The sequence below is a fragment of the Leptolyngbya sp. AN10 genome (assembly GCF_050565645.1).
Taxonomy (GTDB): Bacteria; Cyanobacteriota; Cyanobacteriia; order Leptolyngbyales; family Leptolyngbyaceae; genus Leptolyngbya.
Genome location: NZ_JBNXVP010000020.1, coordinates 118,162 through 134,277, shown reverse-complemented (window position 1 = coordinate 134,277; position 16,116 = coordinate 118,162). Strand labels below are relative to the sequence as shown.

12 protein-coding genes are annotated in these 16,116 nt (G+C 46.4%); 6 read left to right on the top strand and 6 right to left on the bottom strand.

What is annotated here, in order from left to right:
• Positions 1-217: 217 nt before the first annotated feature.
• The 3 genes from ACQ4M5_RS25705 to ACQ4M5_RS25695 all read right to left on the bottom strand — a co-directional run bounded on the left by ACQ4M5_RS25705 (position 218) and on the right by ACQ4M5_RS25695 (position 4,502).
• The gene (locus tag ACQ4M5_RS25705) at positions 218-1,219 is read right to left on the bottom strand and encodes an ATP-binding protein (protein WP_430678566.1); all 1,002 of its coding nucleotides are present in this window, start codon (positions 1,217-1,219) and stop codon (positions 218-220) included.
• A gap of 195 nt (positions 1,220-1,414) precedes the next feature.
• Entirely contained in the window at positions 1,415-3,226 is a 1,812-nt protein-coding gene (locus ACQ4M5_RS25700; RefSeq protein WP_430678565.1) for an aspartate kinase, read from the bottom strand.
• 58 nt (positions 3,227-3,284) lie between these two features.
• Positions 3,285-4,502 carry an alpha/beta fold hydrolase gene (locus tag ACQ4M5_RS25695; protein ID WP_430678564.1) on the bottom strand — a complete coding sequence of 406 codons (1,218 nt, stop codon included), beginning with the start codon at positions 4,500-4,502 and terminating at the stop codon, positions 3,285-3,287.
• Positions 4,503-4,696: 194 nt separating this feature from the next.
• Here ACQ4M5_RS25695 and ACQ4M5_RS25690 point away from each other — a divergent pair, with 194 nt between their 5' ends.
• The 3 genes from ACQ4M5_RS25690 to ACQ4M5_RS25680 all read left to right on the top strand — a co-directional run bounded on the left by ACQ4M5_RS25690 (position 4,697) and on the right by ACQ4M5_RS25680 (position 6,550).
• Complete coding sequence (locus ACQ4M5_RS25690; RefSeq protein ID WP_430678563.1) at positions 4,697-4,885, top strand: hypothetical protein; 189 nt, start codon at positions 4,697-4,699, stop codon at positions 4,883-4,885.
• A 20-nt stretch (positions 4,886-4,905) separates the two neighbouring features.
• Positions 4,906-6,081, top strand: coding sequence for a hypothetical protein (locus tag ACQ4M5_RS25685; RefSeq protein ID WP_430678562.1), 1,176 nt, complete (start codon positions 4,906-4,908; stop codon positions 6,079-6,081).
• Between the two features lie 79 nt (positions 6,082-6,160).
• Positions 6,161-6,550 (top strand): DUF2267 domain-containing protein, encoded by a 390-nt coding sequence (locus ACQ4M5_RS25680; RefSeq protein ID WP_430678561.1) that lies wholly within the window; start codon positions 6,161-6,163, stop codon positions 6,548-6,550.
• A gap of 311 nt (positions 6,551-6,861) precedes the next feature.
• Here the strand turns inward: ACQ4M5_RS25680 and ACQ4M5_RS25675 are convergent, their stop codons facing one another.
• Positions 6,862-7,887, bottom strand: coding sequence for a bacteriorhodopsin (locus ACQ4M5_RS25675; RefSeq protein WP_430678560.1), 1,026 nt, complete (start codon positions 7,885-7,887; stop codon positions 6,862-6,864).
• 55 nt (positions 7,888-7,942) lie between these two features.
• Between ACQ4M5_RS25675 and ACQ4M5_RS25670 the strand changes: the two genes are divergently transcribed.
• The 3 genes from ACQ4M5_RS25670 (at position 7,943) to ACQ4M5_RS25660 (ending at position 12,132) form a co-directional block, all read left to right on the top strand.
• Positions 7,943-8,734 (top strand): superoxide dismutase, encoded by a 792-nt coding sequence (locus ACQ4M5_RS25670; RefSeq protein ID WP_430678559.1) that lies wholly within the window; start codon positions 7,943-7,945, stop codon positions 8,732-8,734.
• A gap of 31 nt (positions 8,735-8,765) precedes the next feature.
• Positions 8,766-10,265 (top strand): gluconokinase, encoded by a 1,500-nt coding sequence (locus tag ACQ4M5_RS25665; protein ID WP_430678558.1) that lies wholly within the window; start codon positions 8,766-8,768, stop codon positions 10,263-10,265.
• A gap of 94 nt (positions 10,266-10,359) precedes the next feature.
• Positions 10,360-12,132, top strand: a complete 1,773-nt coding sequence (locus ACQ4M5_RS25660) for an ATP-binding protein (RefSeq protein WP_430678557.1) — start codon at positions 10,360-10,362, stop codon at positions 12,130-12,132.
• A 182-nt stretch (positions 12,133-12,314) separates the two neighbouring features.
• On the opposite strand, the gene ACQ4M5_RS25655 is transcribed toward ACQ4M5_RS25660, so the two are convergent.
• Entirely contained in the window at positions 12,315-15,830 is a 3,516-nt protein-coding gene (locus tag ACQ4M5_RS25655) for an NB-ARC domain-containing protein (protein WP_430678556.1), read from the bottom strand.
• 117 nt (positions 15,831-15,947) lie between these two features.
• Positions 15,948-16,073, bottom strand: a complete 126-nt coding sequence (locus tag ACQ4M5_RS25650) for a hypothetical protein (RefSeq protein ID WP_430678555.1) — start codon at positions 16,071-16,073, stop codon at positions 15,948-15,950.
• Positions 16,074-16,116 lie beyond the last annotated feature (43 nt).

Here is a 16,116-nt window from a genome sequence, read left to right as displayed (position 1 = left end):
CCCAACATGCTAAACACGGCATCATAGAGGCGAGGAGCATTTTCCATAGCAGTAATTTAGTTTGATGTGGTAATCCACTAGATTACGGGATTTTGCTCCTCTCCTCCAGTTTTGTCAGTCAACCAGGTCGTAACGGAGATTTAGCTCTGCGATCGACTTTGCACTTCCTCGATCGATAAACTTAATGCTTCTGCTACTTTCCTTTATTTCATAAGATTTACAACCCAATCAATTGTTGGAAGTCTTTTAAGAATTTTTGTAGCTGCGGATCTCGCTGAACTAACTTTGCCAATGCTCCCATCTGTCCCCGACTTCGCATCACTCGGAATAGATCTACTGCAAAGAGTTGTACCCATTCCGCAGTAGCAACTCGACTGAGCCAAGTAAACGCATTGTAAGCCTGAGTTGCATCGATCGCTCGAACCGTAAGCCCGATCGCAGTTGCAAATCTCGCCGATGGCTCGGTTGGAAAACTGACACGATCGCCATTTCCTTCCAAAATCAAAACTAAGTCTGGCAAGTTCTGATACAGTGCTAAAAATGCCAGAAATTCTGCTTCTGCTCCAACTCCGATCGCAGGTGCAATACTCAGTTTTGCTTGATGTAATGCACTCGCCATCACCCACGATCGAGGAGAACACCAAGCAGGTTGTTGTGGATCAATTTTGTGCAACAGTGCTGGACGGTAAGACAAGAAAGCAATGATTTGTTCATGCACTCCGGTTTCTAGAGCATAGGCTTTGAAGCTATCGAAATCGGGTTCAACTTGCAGATGCAAGAAGCGATTCGCAAGTGGAGCAGGCATATCAAACACGGCTGCACGATCTTCTTTGCGATTGCCCGCTGCCCAAACGAACCAACCATCAGGAACACTGTAAGAACCGACTCGTCGATCGAGAATCAATTGCTGTGCCATTCCTTGCATTGCAGGGGGAGCCATGTTGATCTCATCAAGAAACAGAATGCCGTTTCCTTCACGCGGCAAGAACTCAGGCGGATACCACTTAGAAATTCCATCTTCTGCAACAGGTAAGCCACGTAAATCAGTTGGAGCAAGTTGACTGAGGCGGACATCTACGAACTCGATTTGATGTTCTTTAGTAATTTGGCTAACAATGCTCGATTTACCAATTCCGGGTGCTCCCCAGATCATGGTGCTGATTTGTAGATTTTGACGCACTAAGCGATCGAGATAGGTTTTCAGTTCCGCAGGAGTCATAATCAGCTTGCCTGAATCAGAGATTTCAGAGTACCCAAAATCTTTGAGGTGAAAGGAATGATGCAATCTTATCGCAATCGATCGCTGATTTTGGATCAGGTCACAAACGGCTGAAACGAATTAAAATCTGCCCATTAGTAGCACCAGATTCTACTAAATGGGCAGAAACTCTAAACAGTCGATCGCATTCCTAAATTAAGCCGAAACCTCGATTCGCTGAGTTCCCGCCAGTTCAAATGCAGCGTGGATCGCCTGAAGTGCCATCACCCCTTGATCTTCTGCTACCACGCAACTCACTTTAATCTCAGAAGTCGCAATCATCTGAATGTTAATGGAATGCTTGTACAATGCCTCGAACATTCGAGCCGCGATTCCGGGTTGTCCAACCATTCCCGAACCCACAATGCTCACTTTCGCGATCGCATTATCGACTACCACTTCTCCATAGCCAATCTCCGATCGCGCTGCTTCTAGTGCCTGTCTCGCATTGTCCGCATCCATTTGCGCCACGGTAAAGGCAATATCGCGTGTCATTGTGCCATCAATCATTCGACACCGCTGCGACTGAATGATCATATCGACGCTGATATTATGCTTCGCCAATAGTTGGAAAATCTTTGCTGCCATGCCTGGGCGATCGGGAATATGTCGAACAGCCACTCGTGCTTGTTTCAGATCGAGTGCAACACCTCGAACGGCTGCGGCAGTGGGCACGATCGCGTCTTTGGATTTCATCCCCGATCGAGACACCTCGAAGACTTCACACAGAGCCGCAATTGCTCGATCGCAGTCTACTTCATCAACCACACAACTCACTTTCACTTCAGAAGTCGAGATCATCTGAATATTGATGCCCGCATCCGCTAAAGTTGAGAACATTTGAGCGGCAACACCCGGACGACCGATCATGCCTGCACCTGCGATCGTCACTTTCGCGATCTTCTGCTGAATCATCACATCGGGAGCAAGTTCAGGTGAGATCGGATGACCCGCGGTTAATGCCGGAATGATGGCATTTGCAACGGCTTCCGCACGAACTAGAGAATTTTTGACAACGGTAAAAGCAATATCATTGGTGTTACCTTCGTGAATCGATTGGATAATCAGATCGACATCGAGTTTCTGAGAGGCAATTTCACCGAACAATCGAGCCGCAACACCCGGACGATCGGGAACCCGTAACAGGGCGACTTTTGCTTGATCGGTATCAAATTCTACTGCATCGACTGGACGCGCAATTTCTAAACCTTCGAGCGGTCGAGGAAGCGGTTTGGGAGAACGAACCCAAGTTCCGGGATCATCTGTCCAACTCGATCGAACAACGAGCGGCATTCCATAGTTTCGCGCAATCTCCACGGCACGAGGATGCAACACTTTCGCACCCAAGCTGGCAAGCTCTAACATTTCATCGCAAGTAATCTCGCTCATCAGTTGAGCATCTTCGACTAAGCGAGGATCAGCCGTGAGAATGCCAGGAACATCGGTATAGATTTCGCAGAAGTCCGCTTTAAGGGCTGCGGCTAGTGCCACTGCTGAAGTATCTGAACCGCCGCGTCCGAGAGTCGTAATGTCCCAATCTTCGGTGCTGTTCACGCCTTGGAATCCAGCAACGACGACCACTTCACCGCGTTGTAAATGACGCTCTAAGCGATCGGTTTCAATCTTCAGAATGCGAGCGCGAGTGTGATGCGATTCGGTGAGGATGCCCACCTGAGCACCTGTGAGCGAAATGGCAGGCTGTCCAGCTTCTTGGAGTGCCATACTCAAAAGCGCGATCGACACCTGTTCTCCGGTCGAAAGCAACATATCCATCTCACGCCGATTCGGAGTCGGAGAAATCTCAGTTGCCAGTTTCACCAATCCATCTGTGGTCTTTCCCATCGCTGAAACCACGACGACCACAGAATTTCCAGCTTCTACCGTTTTCTTGACTCGTTGTGCGACTGCTTGAATTCGTTCGACCGTTCCGACCGAAGTTCCCCCATACTTTTGAACAATTAGCGCCATTTCCCCCGCTCCAAAGAGGTTCATTTGAACCTAAAGATCAGTTTGATTTTACAGCCTTCTAGGATTGTAGAAGGACTTTTGGTCGAGAAGTTGGACGAACGATTTCAGAACGAATCCAGTTGATTAGTTCTGCATTGACGCGCTCTGGACATTCATCATGGGCGCAATGTCCCGCATCGTCTAGCTCAATTAGTTTGAGATTCGGATTGTACTGAAGGAATTGACGGGCAGACGCAGCAGGGATCATTCGATCCTGTTTGCCCCAGAGTAACAAGACTGGTGTGCGAATATTGCTGAGAATCGATCGAACATTCGGACTAAAGTTCGGATGCGTCATCGCTTTGAGAATGGCACAGAAAGCGCGGGCTGATCCTCGTTCACGGGCAGGCTTTGACAATATCTCTAACAATTCGTCAGTAATCGCTTCTTGACCTGCATAAGCCATCGAAGCCCATCGGCGAACGATCCGAGGATGTCTCAGTAAGAAAAATAACGGGTACAACAACCAGCGAGACGTAAAAATGTCTTGAATGAATTGGACGATCGGGCGAATGATTGCCGGAATTGCTTCATGATGGCTCGATGTATCTGGCAAACTAATCATCGCCACACCGCGAACCATTTCGGGATGTTTCGCAGCAGTCACAGCGCAGACTAGAGAACCGATCGAGTTTCCTACCAGAATCACAGGCTTACCCACGCAGGATTGCCAGAACTCATAAAGCTGCTCTGTCCAAAGGTCGATCGAGTAATTAATATCAGGCTTGTCCGAAGCTCCAAAACCTAATAGATCCAAAGCATACACACTATGGGATTTAGACAAGACCGACATATTCTGCCGCCAATGTCCGATCGAGCCACCAAAGCCATGAACAAAAATGACGGGAACTTCGCTTCTCGGATTCGGAAAGACCGTGTGATGAACTTTCCAACCGCGCCAGGAGAGCGTTTGCTGATAGCCGAATCGTTGTAATCGCTCGATCGAAGGCGGAGTTGGAGTGGAAGGTTCAAACGAGAAAATCGGCTGAAAGCGATCGTAGAGTTCCAACATCATCGTTTCGGAAGTTGGACTGAGGAGTAACCAGCCAAATGCGATCAATGCCACCACAAAGATTTGCGCCAGATCAACGGCTGAAGGGAATCCATCTTTGAAGGCGGTGATTGTGCGATCGATAATGGCAAACAGCCAAGCTAAATTGCCGAACTCCCATAAATCGGTTTTGAACTGATCTAGAAACAGGTGAAATTGTTGTCGAAAAGATCGCGGCTGCATCATGGGGACTGGTCTTCTGCTCGTTTCCTCTACTGTGCCGTGCAATGCCCAAATTACCCTCTGTAGATGGGGTAGTCTCGTCACTTTTGGAACGCACCTTAGAGGTAGAAACGAAAGTTTACATTTACACTTCTTCCGATGGATTTCGCTTATCTGAACGTTAGTTGAATAAAGATACAGCGTATTAGAGAACTGTCATGGCAAAATCCAATAGTCATAAAACAAGTCCAACGAAGCCGAATACCAATCAAAACGGCGAGATTGATCTCAATCCAGGCGATACCCCTACAGAAGCAGATTACACACGGGATGATCAAGATGTTACTCCGGTGAACGAAGCGGCGTTTGAGCGACCTACAGAAACAGCAGAAAACGACCCGCAGTAATTCTTAACTTGGAGGTTTCCGTGAGCATTTTAACCGTTGAACAAGTCAAGGCACTAATCGAACAGCCTAAAAGCTGGAGCATTTCGATCTATATGCCAACCGTGGTCGCAGGTCCAGAAACGCGACAGAACGAAATTCGCTTTAAGAATCTGATTCGGCAAGCAGTCCAAAAGATGCAAGAAACGGGACTGTCTGAAGATGAAGCGAATGGATTTTTGCGCCCAGTTTTAGAAGCGATCGAGCACGAAGATGATTTCTGGCAGCAACAAGATCGAGGGCTTGCACTCTTTATCACCGATGGATTCTATCGCTACTACAAAGTTCCACGTGACTTATTTGAATTGGTAGTTGTAACGGATCAATTTCATCTCAAACCGCTACTACCCTTGCTGGCTGGAGATGGAACCTTCTATGTGCTTGAACTGAGCCAAAAACAGGTCAAAATCTTTGAAGGCGATCACTATCACATTCGAGAAATCCAGATTCCGAACTTACCGAAGAACATGGATGAAGTTCTTCAGTACGACGAAAGCGAACAGCAAGGACAGTTCAGAATCGGAACGAGCAGCGGTGCATCGAACTACAACAATTCTTCGAGCGCAACAGGTGTATTTCATGGACAAGGTTCACCCGATCGCGATGATGTGACTCGGCTCTATCGCCAGTTCTTTTATGCGATCGATGAACCCTTGCACGAATTTCTCAAAGGAAGACGCGCTCCACTAATTCTCGCTTGTGTTGAGTATCTAATGCCGATCTACCGAGAAGTGAATACCTATCCGCATCTACTGGAACAAGGCATTCATGGCAATGTAAAAGACGATAGTATCAACTTTTTACACGAGCAAGCTTGGTCGATCGTTGAACCTTTGTTTGCTCAAGAACAAGAGAGAGCCGTCAATAACTACTACGAGCTATCAGACACCGATTTGATCTCAACCAAGGTCGAAGAGACTGTTCCAGCCGCTTACTACGGGCGGATCGATCGGTTATTTGTCCCGGTCGGAGTTCAACGCTGGGGTCGATTCAATCCAGACACCAACGAAATCGAAATCCACAACGAAGCTCAACCGGAAGATGAGGATTTGTTAGATGCAGCCGCATTACAAACAATCATCAATGGTGGAACAGTCTATGCAGTAGAACCCGATCGAATGCCATCCGATGCTCCGATCGCGGCTGTCTTTCGCTACTAAACTTCCACCAAAATGTAGATTCAACTTTCGACAAACTCAAGACCATTAGAAACAGTGATTCATCTTTGGGAGCTAGATCATGAACTACGATCAGTTTATTAAAACGGTAAAAGAGTCGGGACAATTTAGCGATCGTGATTCTGCGATCAAGTCTACAAAGGCTGTTTTGGAAACGATGCGCGAAAGATTGCTCGGTGATGAAGCGAGTAACTTAGCAGCACAACTTCCAGCAGAATTAGGGGACTGTCTGCGGGGACGCGAGGGACAAATGGGTGATAACTTCAAGATCGAAGAGTTCTACACTCGAATTGCAAACCGAGAAGGTGTTGATATCGAAACGGCTGCTTCTCATGCAAGAACAGTGATGACCGTTCTGAGTCAAGCAGTTAGTCCTGGTGAGTTTGCGGATGTTCGGGTGAACTTTGCGAAGGACTATGACGAACTGTTTGTAGAAGTTGCACAACGATAGTTAACTCAAATCTTGCATCACTCTCAACAAGAGGTATTTTGGGCGCTTCGTCTTTTGCACTATCTCGCCCCGGAATAGATTCGGGGCTATCGGTGCGAAGTCCCCTAAACGGGACTGAAGAAGCTGAAATTGTCTCTTAGTCCCCTTTAGCGGACTTTGTTCTGTTAGCCCCGATTTCAATCGAGGGCGGCATGGAGCGGTGAGCGAAACATCCAGAAATGGTCTTCTTGAGAGTGGTGCAAGATTCTGAGCTAACTTTCATCGATCGATAAGCCCTGCCTTGAAATCAACCAAAGCAGGACTTTTTCTTATCACCGTTCGATATACTCCCGACTCGCCGCGCCCCCTTCCGGTTGCACTTGAATCGCAGGCTCATACCCTTCCGCAGCACTCCGAATTTGCGTCACCGCTGAGAGCAACACTCCAAAGATTACCTTCGAGAACACATCCGCCACCGTAAACAGGAATTGTCGAACCACCCCTGACCAACCGCCCCATTCCGGGAAAAACTGCCACCCTAACGGAACGAGATAAGCCAACGGGTAAAGCGTCCAGGAAATTAGAATCAACCACCAAGTAGTTCCTACTGCTTTATAAGCTTGATGTGGAAAATTTTCGCGTCCTCGGAACAAGAGATTTCCAACCAAGTACAAAATGTAAACGAAAAACACAGTACTAATTGCGCCCCAAACCAAGAACCAGAAGTTATTCGAGAGTTCAAAGTACTGTCCAATGTACCCGGTGTAGATCATCAGCAATCCCGCAGCGATGAACTTCGTCCGCAGATTTCGGAACTTCTGTGGAGTCAGATCAAACACATACAACAGTTGCACCAATAGGCAGGGAACATCGATCGACCAATTGAGATAGCGATATCCATTCGAGAATTCGCTCTGAATCACGCGCCCATTCTGCCCAACTGGAAGCCCCCAAACAGTGCCATCAAACTGGAATGAAGTTGCCCAACCGATCGTTTGCCATAGCAGCAATAGAAACGCAGAAGTCATCACGATCGCAGATAAGTTAGAAGACGGTTGAAATCGGGATAGCGATCGATTACTGGAGGTGAGAAAATAGACAAATCCAGCCGCTTGAGCACTCACTCCAATGATTAGCAAATGAGAAATAAGCTGATACTGCAAAGGCGTATAGGTGAGAACATTCTCTAGCTGTGTTCCATTCGGAAATGTATCTAGCTGTGCAAGCAACGAGGGGATTGCGCCCAATTCGTAGGTTGGACAAAACATAAACATTGCAAAGAAATATTGAGTTCGCCTCACGGTGACAGATGCAAGCGAGTCGCCTCCTCTAGCTGAAGTTAGATTGAAGTCTGTCACTTTTGGGTCACAATTGCGTCAAAATCTTGGAAGTAGATCATCTTGCAGGTAGCTTATGTTCAGAGTGTTGAAGCATCCGATTACAGTTGCAGTTGCAGTTGTGCTTGGATTTCTCGTAGTTGCTTGCCAACCGAATGAAACAGCGGTGTTCCAAACTGCTACACCCACTCCCTCTCCGGGTACAGTTCGTCCAGTTGCTTATGTCGATCGAACACTGAGTGCTTCCCCTGCTCAATTACCGCCGCTCCCCTATCCAGCAGATGCTTTGAGTAAAGCGATCGATGCAAAAACGATGCAAATCCACCACGATCGACATCACAAATCTTACGTGGATAATCTCAACAGCGCATTGAAAGATCAGCCGAATCTACAGAAACTAAGCGTCGAAGCAATGTTGCGTGATCTCAATGCAGTTCCAGAGAACCTGCGTCAGCGAGTCCGAAACAATGCTGGAGGACATTTGAACCATACGATTTTCTGGCAGATTATGAGTCCGAATGGCGGAGGACAACCCACGGGCGCGATCGCACAATCGATCAATCAAACTTTTGGAAACTTCGAGAATTTCCGTAAGCAGTTCAACCAAGCAGGCGGCGATCGATTTGGTAGTGGATGGGTTTGGCTCGTGCGAAATCCTCAAGGACAATTACAAATCGTTTCTACACCAAATCAGGACAATCCAATCAGCGAAGGTAGCTATCCGATTATGGGGAACGATGTTTGGGAACATGCTTACTATCTGCGCTACCAAAATCGTCGAGCAGAGTATCTCAATAACTGGTGGAATGTTGTGAACTGGGATGAAATTAATCGCCGCTTCCAGGCTGCACAGCAAGGAGGTGCATAGAATAGTTTAAGGACTGATCTAGATAGCCACAATGAATTACTACATCGGAATTGATATTGGTACAACTAGCACCAAAGCGATCGCGGTTTCCTCAACAGGCGAAGTGAAGAGCATTGCCAGTCGAGAATATCCGTTACTTTCTCCTCATCCTCGGTTTGCTGAACAAGAGCCGACTGTGATTTTTACTGCGGTTTTAGAATCAGTCCGAGATGCTATCCAGAAAGCGAACTTATCAACTCAAGAAATTGCTGCGGTTGGTTGCGGTTCTGCAATGCACAGTTTGATTGTGATGAGTGCGGACAATGTTCCTTTAACTCGAAGTATCACTTGGGCAGATAGTCGGAGTGTAAAACAAGCGGAAGCATTAAAGCAAAGTTCAGAAGCGATCGGACTCTATCAAACGACTGGAACTCCTTTGCATCCGATGTCTCCGCTGACTAAGCTGCTCTGGATGCGGGACTGTGAACCAGAGCTATTTCGTAAAGCTGCAAAGTTCATTTCAATTAAAGAATATGTGCTGTATCAGTGGTTTGAGCAATATGTCGTGGATTACTCGATCGCTTCTGCAACCGGATTGTTGAATATCAGAACTCGATCGTGGGATGAAAGTATTCTAGAACTCACACAGATTCGAGCCGATCAGTTCAGCGAATTAGTTCCAACAACATACATCCTACGAGGAATGAAGGCTGAATATGCAGCAATGATGGGACTCGATCCGAATGTTCCGGTTGTTATAGGTGCGAGCGATGGAGTGTTAGCGAATATTGGAGTTGGAGCTACTACATCTGATCAAGTTGCAATTACGATCGGAACCAGTAGCGCAGTTCGCAAAATCGTTTCTGAACCATTAACTGATTCGCAAGCAAGAACTTTTTGCTATGCCTTTACTGAAAAACAATGGATCATTGGAGGTGCTTCTAACAATGGTGGAATTGTTTTACGCTGGTTTCGTGATCAGTTCGGACTACCTGAACGAGATTATGAAGATGCTTACGATCGATTAATTCAACTCGCTGAACCAATTCCTGCGGGAGCCGAAGGATTGTTATTTTTGCCCTTCCTCTCTGGAGAACGTGCGCCGTATTGGAATGCAGAGGCAAGAGGTGTATTCTTTGGAATATCAATGCGACATCAGCGATCGCATTTTATTCGCGCTGTTCTAGAAGGAATTCTATTTGCAGCTTATAGCATTACAACTGTATTGAGTGATTTAACTGAGAAGAGCCAAACGATTTTGGCATCGGGAGGATTTGCCCGCTCTCCTATCTCGCTGCAACTTATGGCAGACATATTCGGCATCGAAGTGCTCGTTCCAGAAGTGTTTGAAGCGAGTGGATTTGGCGCGGCTGTGTTAGCGATGTATGCAGTGCAGGAAATTGATCAACTAGAACAGGTTCGATCGATGATTCGGATTCGCGATCGACATTCTCCAAGTCTTGAACTCTCTCAGCAATATCATCAATTGTTCGATCGCTATCAACGGCTTTACTATCAACTAGAGCCAGAGTTTTCAAACTTTTCGCAGTGAATCTGGTAAAAAATCGCACAATTGATTAGACAGCGCGGATATAAGCATGATTTACTAAAACTCAAGTTGTCGAATTCCTGTTGGTGTCAGCGCTATGTTCTCTCGTTTTGATGGATTGCGATCGAGATTAATCCTACTTGTTTTGTTTGCCGCACTTCCAGGATTCGCGATCGCTCTAATGAGCAACATTCGGGAACGCGAGTTGTTTGAAGCTCGATTTCGGGAGAAAGCACTCCGCATCTCTCAGCAAGCTGTCGTGAGACAAAATGAGCTTGTGAATCAGACCCGAACTGCTCTAGAACAACTTTCTGAAAAGGCTGAGGTTCGAGGGGCACAGTGCGAAACGATTCTGATGGAGCAACTGAAACGATCAGAACGGTATCTAGTGTTAGCCACGGTTGGAATTGATGGCAAATCAACCTGTAGCGCTCCACCGACCACACGAGCGATCGATGTCCGCGATCGCAGTTGGTTTCAGAGAACCATTCGCGATCGAGATTTTGCTGCTGGAGAATACCAGGTTGGGCGAATTTCTAATCAACCCGGACTAGCATTTAGCTATCCATTGCTCGCGAACAATCAGCTTCAAGGTGTGATTGTTGCAACATTGAACCTAAACTGGCTCAATCAATTGATAGCTGCAAAAGAACTGCCCGCTGGATCAACGATTAGTGTCGTCGATCGTAAAGGAGTAATCCTGGCTCGGTATCCTGAACCAGAAAAGTGGGTGGGAACTTCGATCGAGAACACAGACTTATTCAAAGAGCTACAGACACAGCAAACCAATTCAACCACGATTCAGAAAGGAGCAGACGGAAATTTACAGCTTTTTGCATTCTCGTATCTGCTACCGCAAGAAGTTCCAGACCTGCGATTGATTGTGAGTATTCCAGAATCGGAGATTTATGCTCAAGCGACACGAAATACGATCGAGAATTTGATTTGGCTTGCAGCGATCGCAATGTTTGCTATTGGTGCAACTTGGTATTTTAGTGTGATTGCGATTCAGCGTCCGATTTGCCGATTGTTAGATACTACTGAACAGCTAACCAAGGGAGATTTGAGCGCACGAGTTGAACCTCCGTTTCAGCCTGGAATGCTTGGACAATTAGCACGAGCGTTTAATCAGATGGCGCGATCGCTAGAGTCGCACGTTGCAGAAAAGATTGAGATACAGCGTCAAAGTGAACTTGCACAAATCAAAGAGCGCTTTGTTTCAATGGTCACGCATGAGTTTCGCAATCCTTTAAGTAGTATTTTAGTGGCGGCTCAAATTCTGCGGCAGTATGGCGATCAGATGTCAGCAACTCAGAAAAATCAGCAGTTTGAGCGTCTTGTTTTTGCAGCGCGGCAAATGCAGCAGTTGATGGAAGATGTATTGCTGATCGGTCAAGATCAAGCTGGAATGGTTCAATTCACACCGACAATGATCAATCTAGATGAGTTGTGTGGTGGACTGATTGAAGAAGCACAAGAAAATGCAACCTCTCAACATCGATTAGTGTTTACGCATGAGGGAGATTGCCAAGCAGTGAACATTGATGAAAGATTAGTTCGATCGATTCTTAGCAATCTTTTATCAAATGCAATCAAGTACTCTCCAGCAGGAGGAACTGTCGATTTCAGGCTGAAGTGTAAACCGGAGTGTCTGATTTTTCAGATTCAAGATTCAGGAATCGGCATCTCTGAGGATGATTTACCGCGATTGTTTGAATCGTTTTATCGAGGTCAAAACACAGGCAAGATTCGAGGAACGGGATTAGGTTTAGCCATTGTAAAACGCTGCGTTGAACTCCACGGCGGAACAATCACCGTCAATAGTCAAATCAATGCAGGAACAACATTCGAGGTGAGACTGCCTCAATGAACGTCGATCGCTGCGATTGAGTCCACCCGGAAATGAATCTCCGGGCTAATGGGAGAAAGGAGGCTGAAGCCCCCTCAGACAGCAGTTTCAGCCCTCTTCAGAGGGGTTCCCTCAATTAGCCCGGAGATTCATTTCCGGGCGGGTTTGTGCATGAACGAATTACGCCACAATCCACAAATCTCTCAATGAACGTCGATCGCTCCTAATGCTTTCAATGTAGTTTTCTGTGCATTCGTAATTCCACTCACATTTGTAATGTTCATTCCATCATAAGGCTGTGGTTTTTGTAGAACTTTGACGCATTCCCCAGTCTCCACATTCCAAAGCCGAACGGTCTGATCTTCACTACCACTTGCAAGAATTGAACTATCTCGATCGAACTTCACCGACCAAATCCGATCGAGATGTCCCCGCAAAATCTGACAGTCCCCAGACTTGAGATTCCAGACTCTAACCGTTTGATCCACTCCGCCACTCGCAATGTAATGACTATCTTCGGAGAATGCTACTGACATAATGCGATCGCCACTCTGAAACACGCTCTCACACTGCCCTGATTTCAAATCCCAAATTCTGACAGTACCATCTTCGCTGCCACTGACTAATCGTTTGCCATCTGCGCTAAATGCGATCGACATCACTCGATTTGTATGTCCTTCTAAGGTTTGCAAACATTGACCTGTATGCGGATTCCAGAGATGGATCAAATGATTTTCTTCACCGCTTGCAAGGAATTCACCATCGGGACTATAAGCGATCGACCAAATTCGACTCTGAGCCGCGAGAATATGCAAACATTCACCAGTATTGGGATTCCACAATCGAATCGTTTGATCAAAGCTACCACTCGCAAGCGTTGTTCCATTCGGGCTAAATGCAACTGACCAAACCCAGTTTGTATGACCGCGTAGCACTTTTAGGCATTGATTTGTCGATCGATCCCACACCCGAATCGTATGATCAAAGCTACCACTTGCAAGCAATTGATCATCTGGACTAAATGCTACTGTCCAAACCCAATTCTCATGTCCATAAAAGCTACTCACACAAGCTCCTGTCTTACTGTCCCAAAGGTTCACCGTTTGATCGGTGCTAGTACTCGCTAGGTACTGATTATCAAAGCTAAATTCAACTGATAGTACGAAATTGGTATAGCCTTGCAAGGTCTTACAGCATTCACCTGTTTGAGTGTGCCAGAGTCGAACAGATTGATCGGCGCTACCACTTGCGATCATGTTTCCGGTTGGGCTGAAAACTGTCGATCGAACAACGCCTCGATGCTGCTGTAATGTTTTCAAACACTTACCAGAAGCTAAATCCCAGAGCTTAATCGTTTCATCAAAGCTACCACTCAGTAACAGTGTTCCATCAGGACTAAAGTTCACACATCGAACCTGATCCAAATGTCCTGCTAATGTCCTGATACAGTTCGAGGTTTCAATCTCCCAAAGTTTAATCGTTGCATCTTCGCTACCGCTTGCCAGCATTGTTCCATCTGGACTAAATGCCACACCTCGAACTGTATTCGTATGTCCTTCGATCGTTTTCAAACAATCGCCACTTTGCACATCCCAAAGCTTGATAGTGCGATCGTCACTTCCACTGGCTATCGTTCGACCATCAGGACTAAAGGCAATCTTACAAATCCAATGTTGATGTCCTTCTAATACTTTTAGCAGTTTGCCAGTATGCAGATCCCAAAGTCGGATTGTGCGATCGGCGCTACTACTTGCGAGAATCGGAGCCGTGGGAGAAACCGCGATCGAGATGACCCAATCTTGATGCTCGGTCAATGTTCGCAAGCATCCACCTGTTTTCGCACTCCAAATTTTGACAGTGTTATCTCCACTTGCCGAAACAATCAAATTCCCATCTGAACTAAATGCAATCTCACACACCCAATGCTGATGACCATCGCAAGTAAGGATTTTTTGCCCATCTAGAACATTCCAAAGATGAATTGTTCCAGCCGTATCACTTGCTGCTAATGTTGCTCCATCAGGACTAAATGCTACAGACCAAACATTTCCTAGCGTTTCAGAAAAGACTGATTTCTTCAGGTCAGCATTCGCAAAATTAACTTGGTGTAAGCTCACTCCTTGTAACTGTGCTTGCCAAACTGCTAAACCTGAAAAGTCATAGTTCGTTAATTCAGTTTTCAGACAGCACAATAGATTCAGAATGTTACCTGCTGCATATCCAGGCGCACAACCATAGTGTTGTCTGAGTTTGACTAGAACATTTTTTAGCTTATCCTCTAAATCCGTGTGGCAATGTGTCGGAGCAGTAAGCCGATCAACTAATGGCTGCATAATCATCCGAATTTGTCGATCGCGAATATGATCCTCAACGGTCGCTTTAATCAACGCATGAGACATCAATAATTGAAACGACTCAGAACAAAACTCTTGATAAATCCGATCGATAAAGCGATCGATCACATATTCCATTACGACAGGCTGCTGCGTGAATTTTGATCCTCGCTTTTCTACGATCGGTCTTCGCGCCAAAGATGCCAAAGCTTCAATCAATTGACGTTTCGGAATCGCAGGAACGAGATCCTCTGCAAGCTCTGACAAAGAAGCCCCGTCGCGGTCGATGGCAATCCAGTACATGATTTGCTGTTCAAGATCCGATAAGCGATCGAACTGTTCATCTAACAAATCCGAGATGCCACCAAATACGGCTGTTCCCTGGGTGAGAAATTCACTCACATCACTATCAAACAAATCTTGAATCGTAGAAGCCGCAATCTTAAGTGCTAACGGATTTCCACCATAGAGATTAATGAACCGCTGAAATGTCTTCGAGTTTGCTTCTAACTGTTTGGGCTTGAGAAATTCGCCCGCTTCCGTCGTATCCAAACCTTCCAAGCGAATCGATCGAACAAATTGCCCCTCTAACGCCGCAACTTCTTTCGGCTTCTCGCGACTGGTCAACACTAGACAACTTTGATGTACCGTTTCCCCAATTCGACGAAACAACTCGCCATAAGATTCATACCCGATCGGGTAATGTCCAGCACGATCGCCAATCTCTAGAATGGATTCAACGTTATCGAGGATCAAAAGACAGCGAGACGATCGTAGATAGTGCATCAATCGAGCCAACTTTCCATCGACCGTATCCGGCAGTTCCGTCTCTTGTTGACGTGACAGAAACGGAATCCAATCTGAAAGAATTACATCGAGCGGCGGCGCATCTTGTAACGATCGCCAAATCACCGCCTCGAATTTCCCCTGTACCTGCTGCGCCAACTTCACCGAGAGAACCGTTTTTCCAATGCCTCCCATACCCAGAATTGTCACGAATCGACATTGCTCCTCGGTCAACGCGCGATCGAGTGTCTCTAACTCCTGCGATCGTCCACAAAACCCCGACACGTCCACCGCTTCCCCCCAATCAATCAGCGTCTGGGAAACAGTCGAAATTTTTGGGCGATCGACTTGGGTAAATTGGCGCATGGCAACGCGGAAATTGCTCTTCGTCACCCGTTGCCCCAATCGATCGGACAACAGTTGCCACAATTGCGCCCCAACCAGCTTTATATAATCCGGATCGTAATCTTCAGCCGTTGCAATCTGTTCATACGTCAACCCTTCCCAAGCGCATCGGAACACGACTTCTTGAAGATGAGTCAAGCGATCCTGTTGCAACACGCGATCCAATACACCCAGTGCATCCTCGATCGTGATCACGGTAGTTCACCCTTACTGATTATTCTCGTTTGACAGATATTTACCGCTTCAACCGCACTCAGGGAAATTACGGACACCTTAATTCTCTGACAAAGTTGGGTTTGGTGAAATAACGTTTTATAACCCCAAATCACTAACCTTTTCATACTGTCGATCGCACTTTAGTCGCGTATCGTCAGAGAAAAGGTGAATCGGGTGCATAAAACCAATGTCCCAACCGTATTCAGCCTTATCGGAACTCAACTGCTTGACTTCCGTATTAATTCATTCGCCCCTGAAGATGATG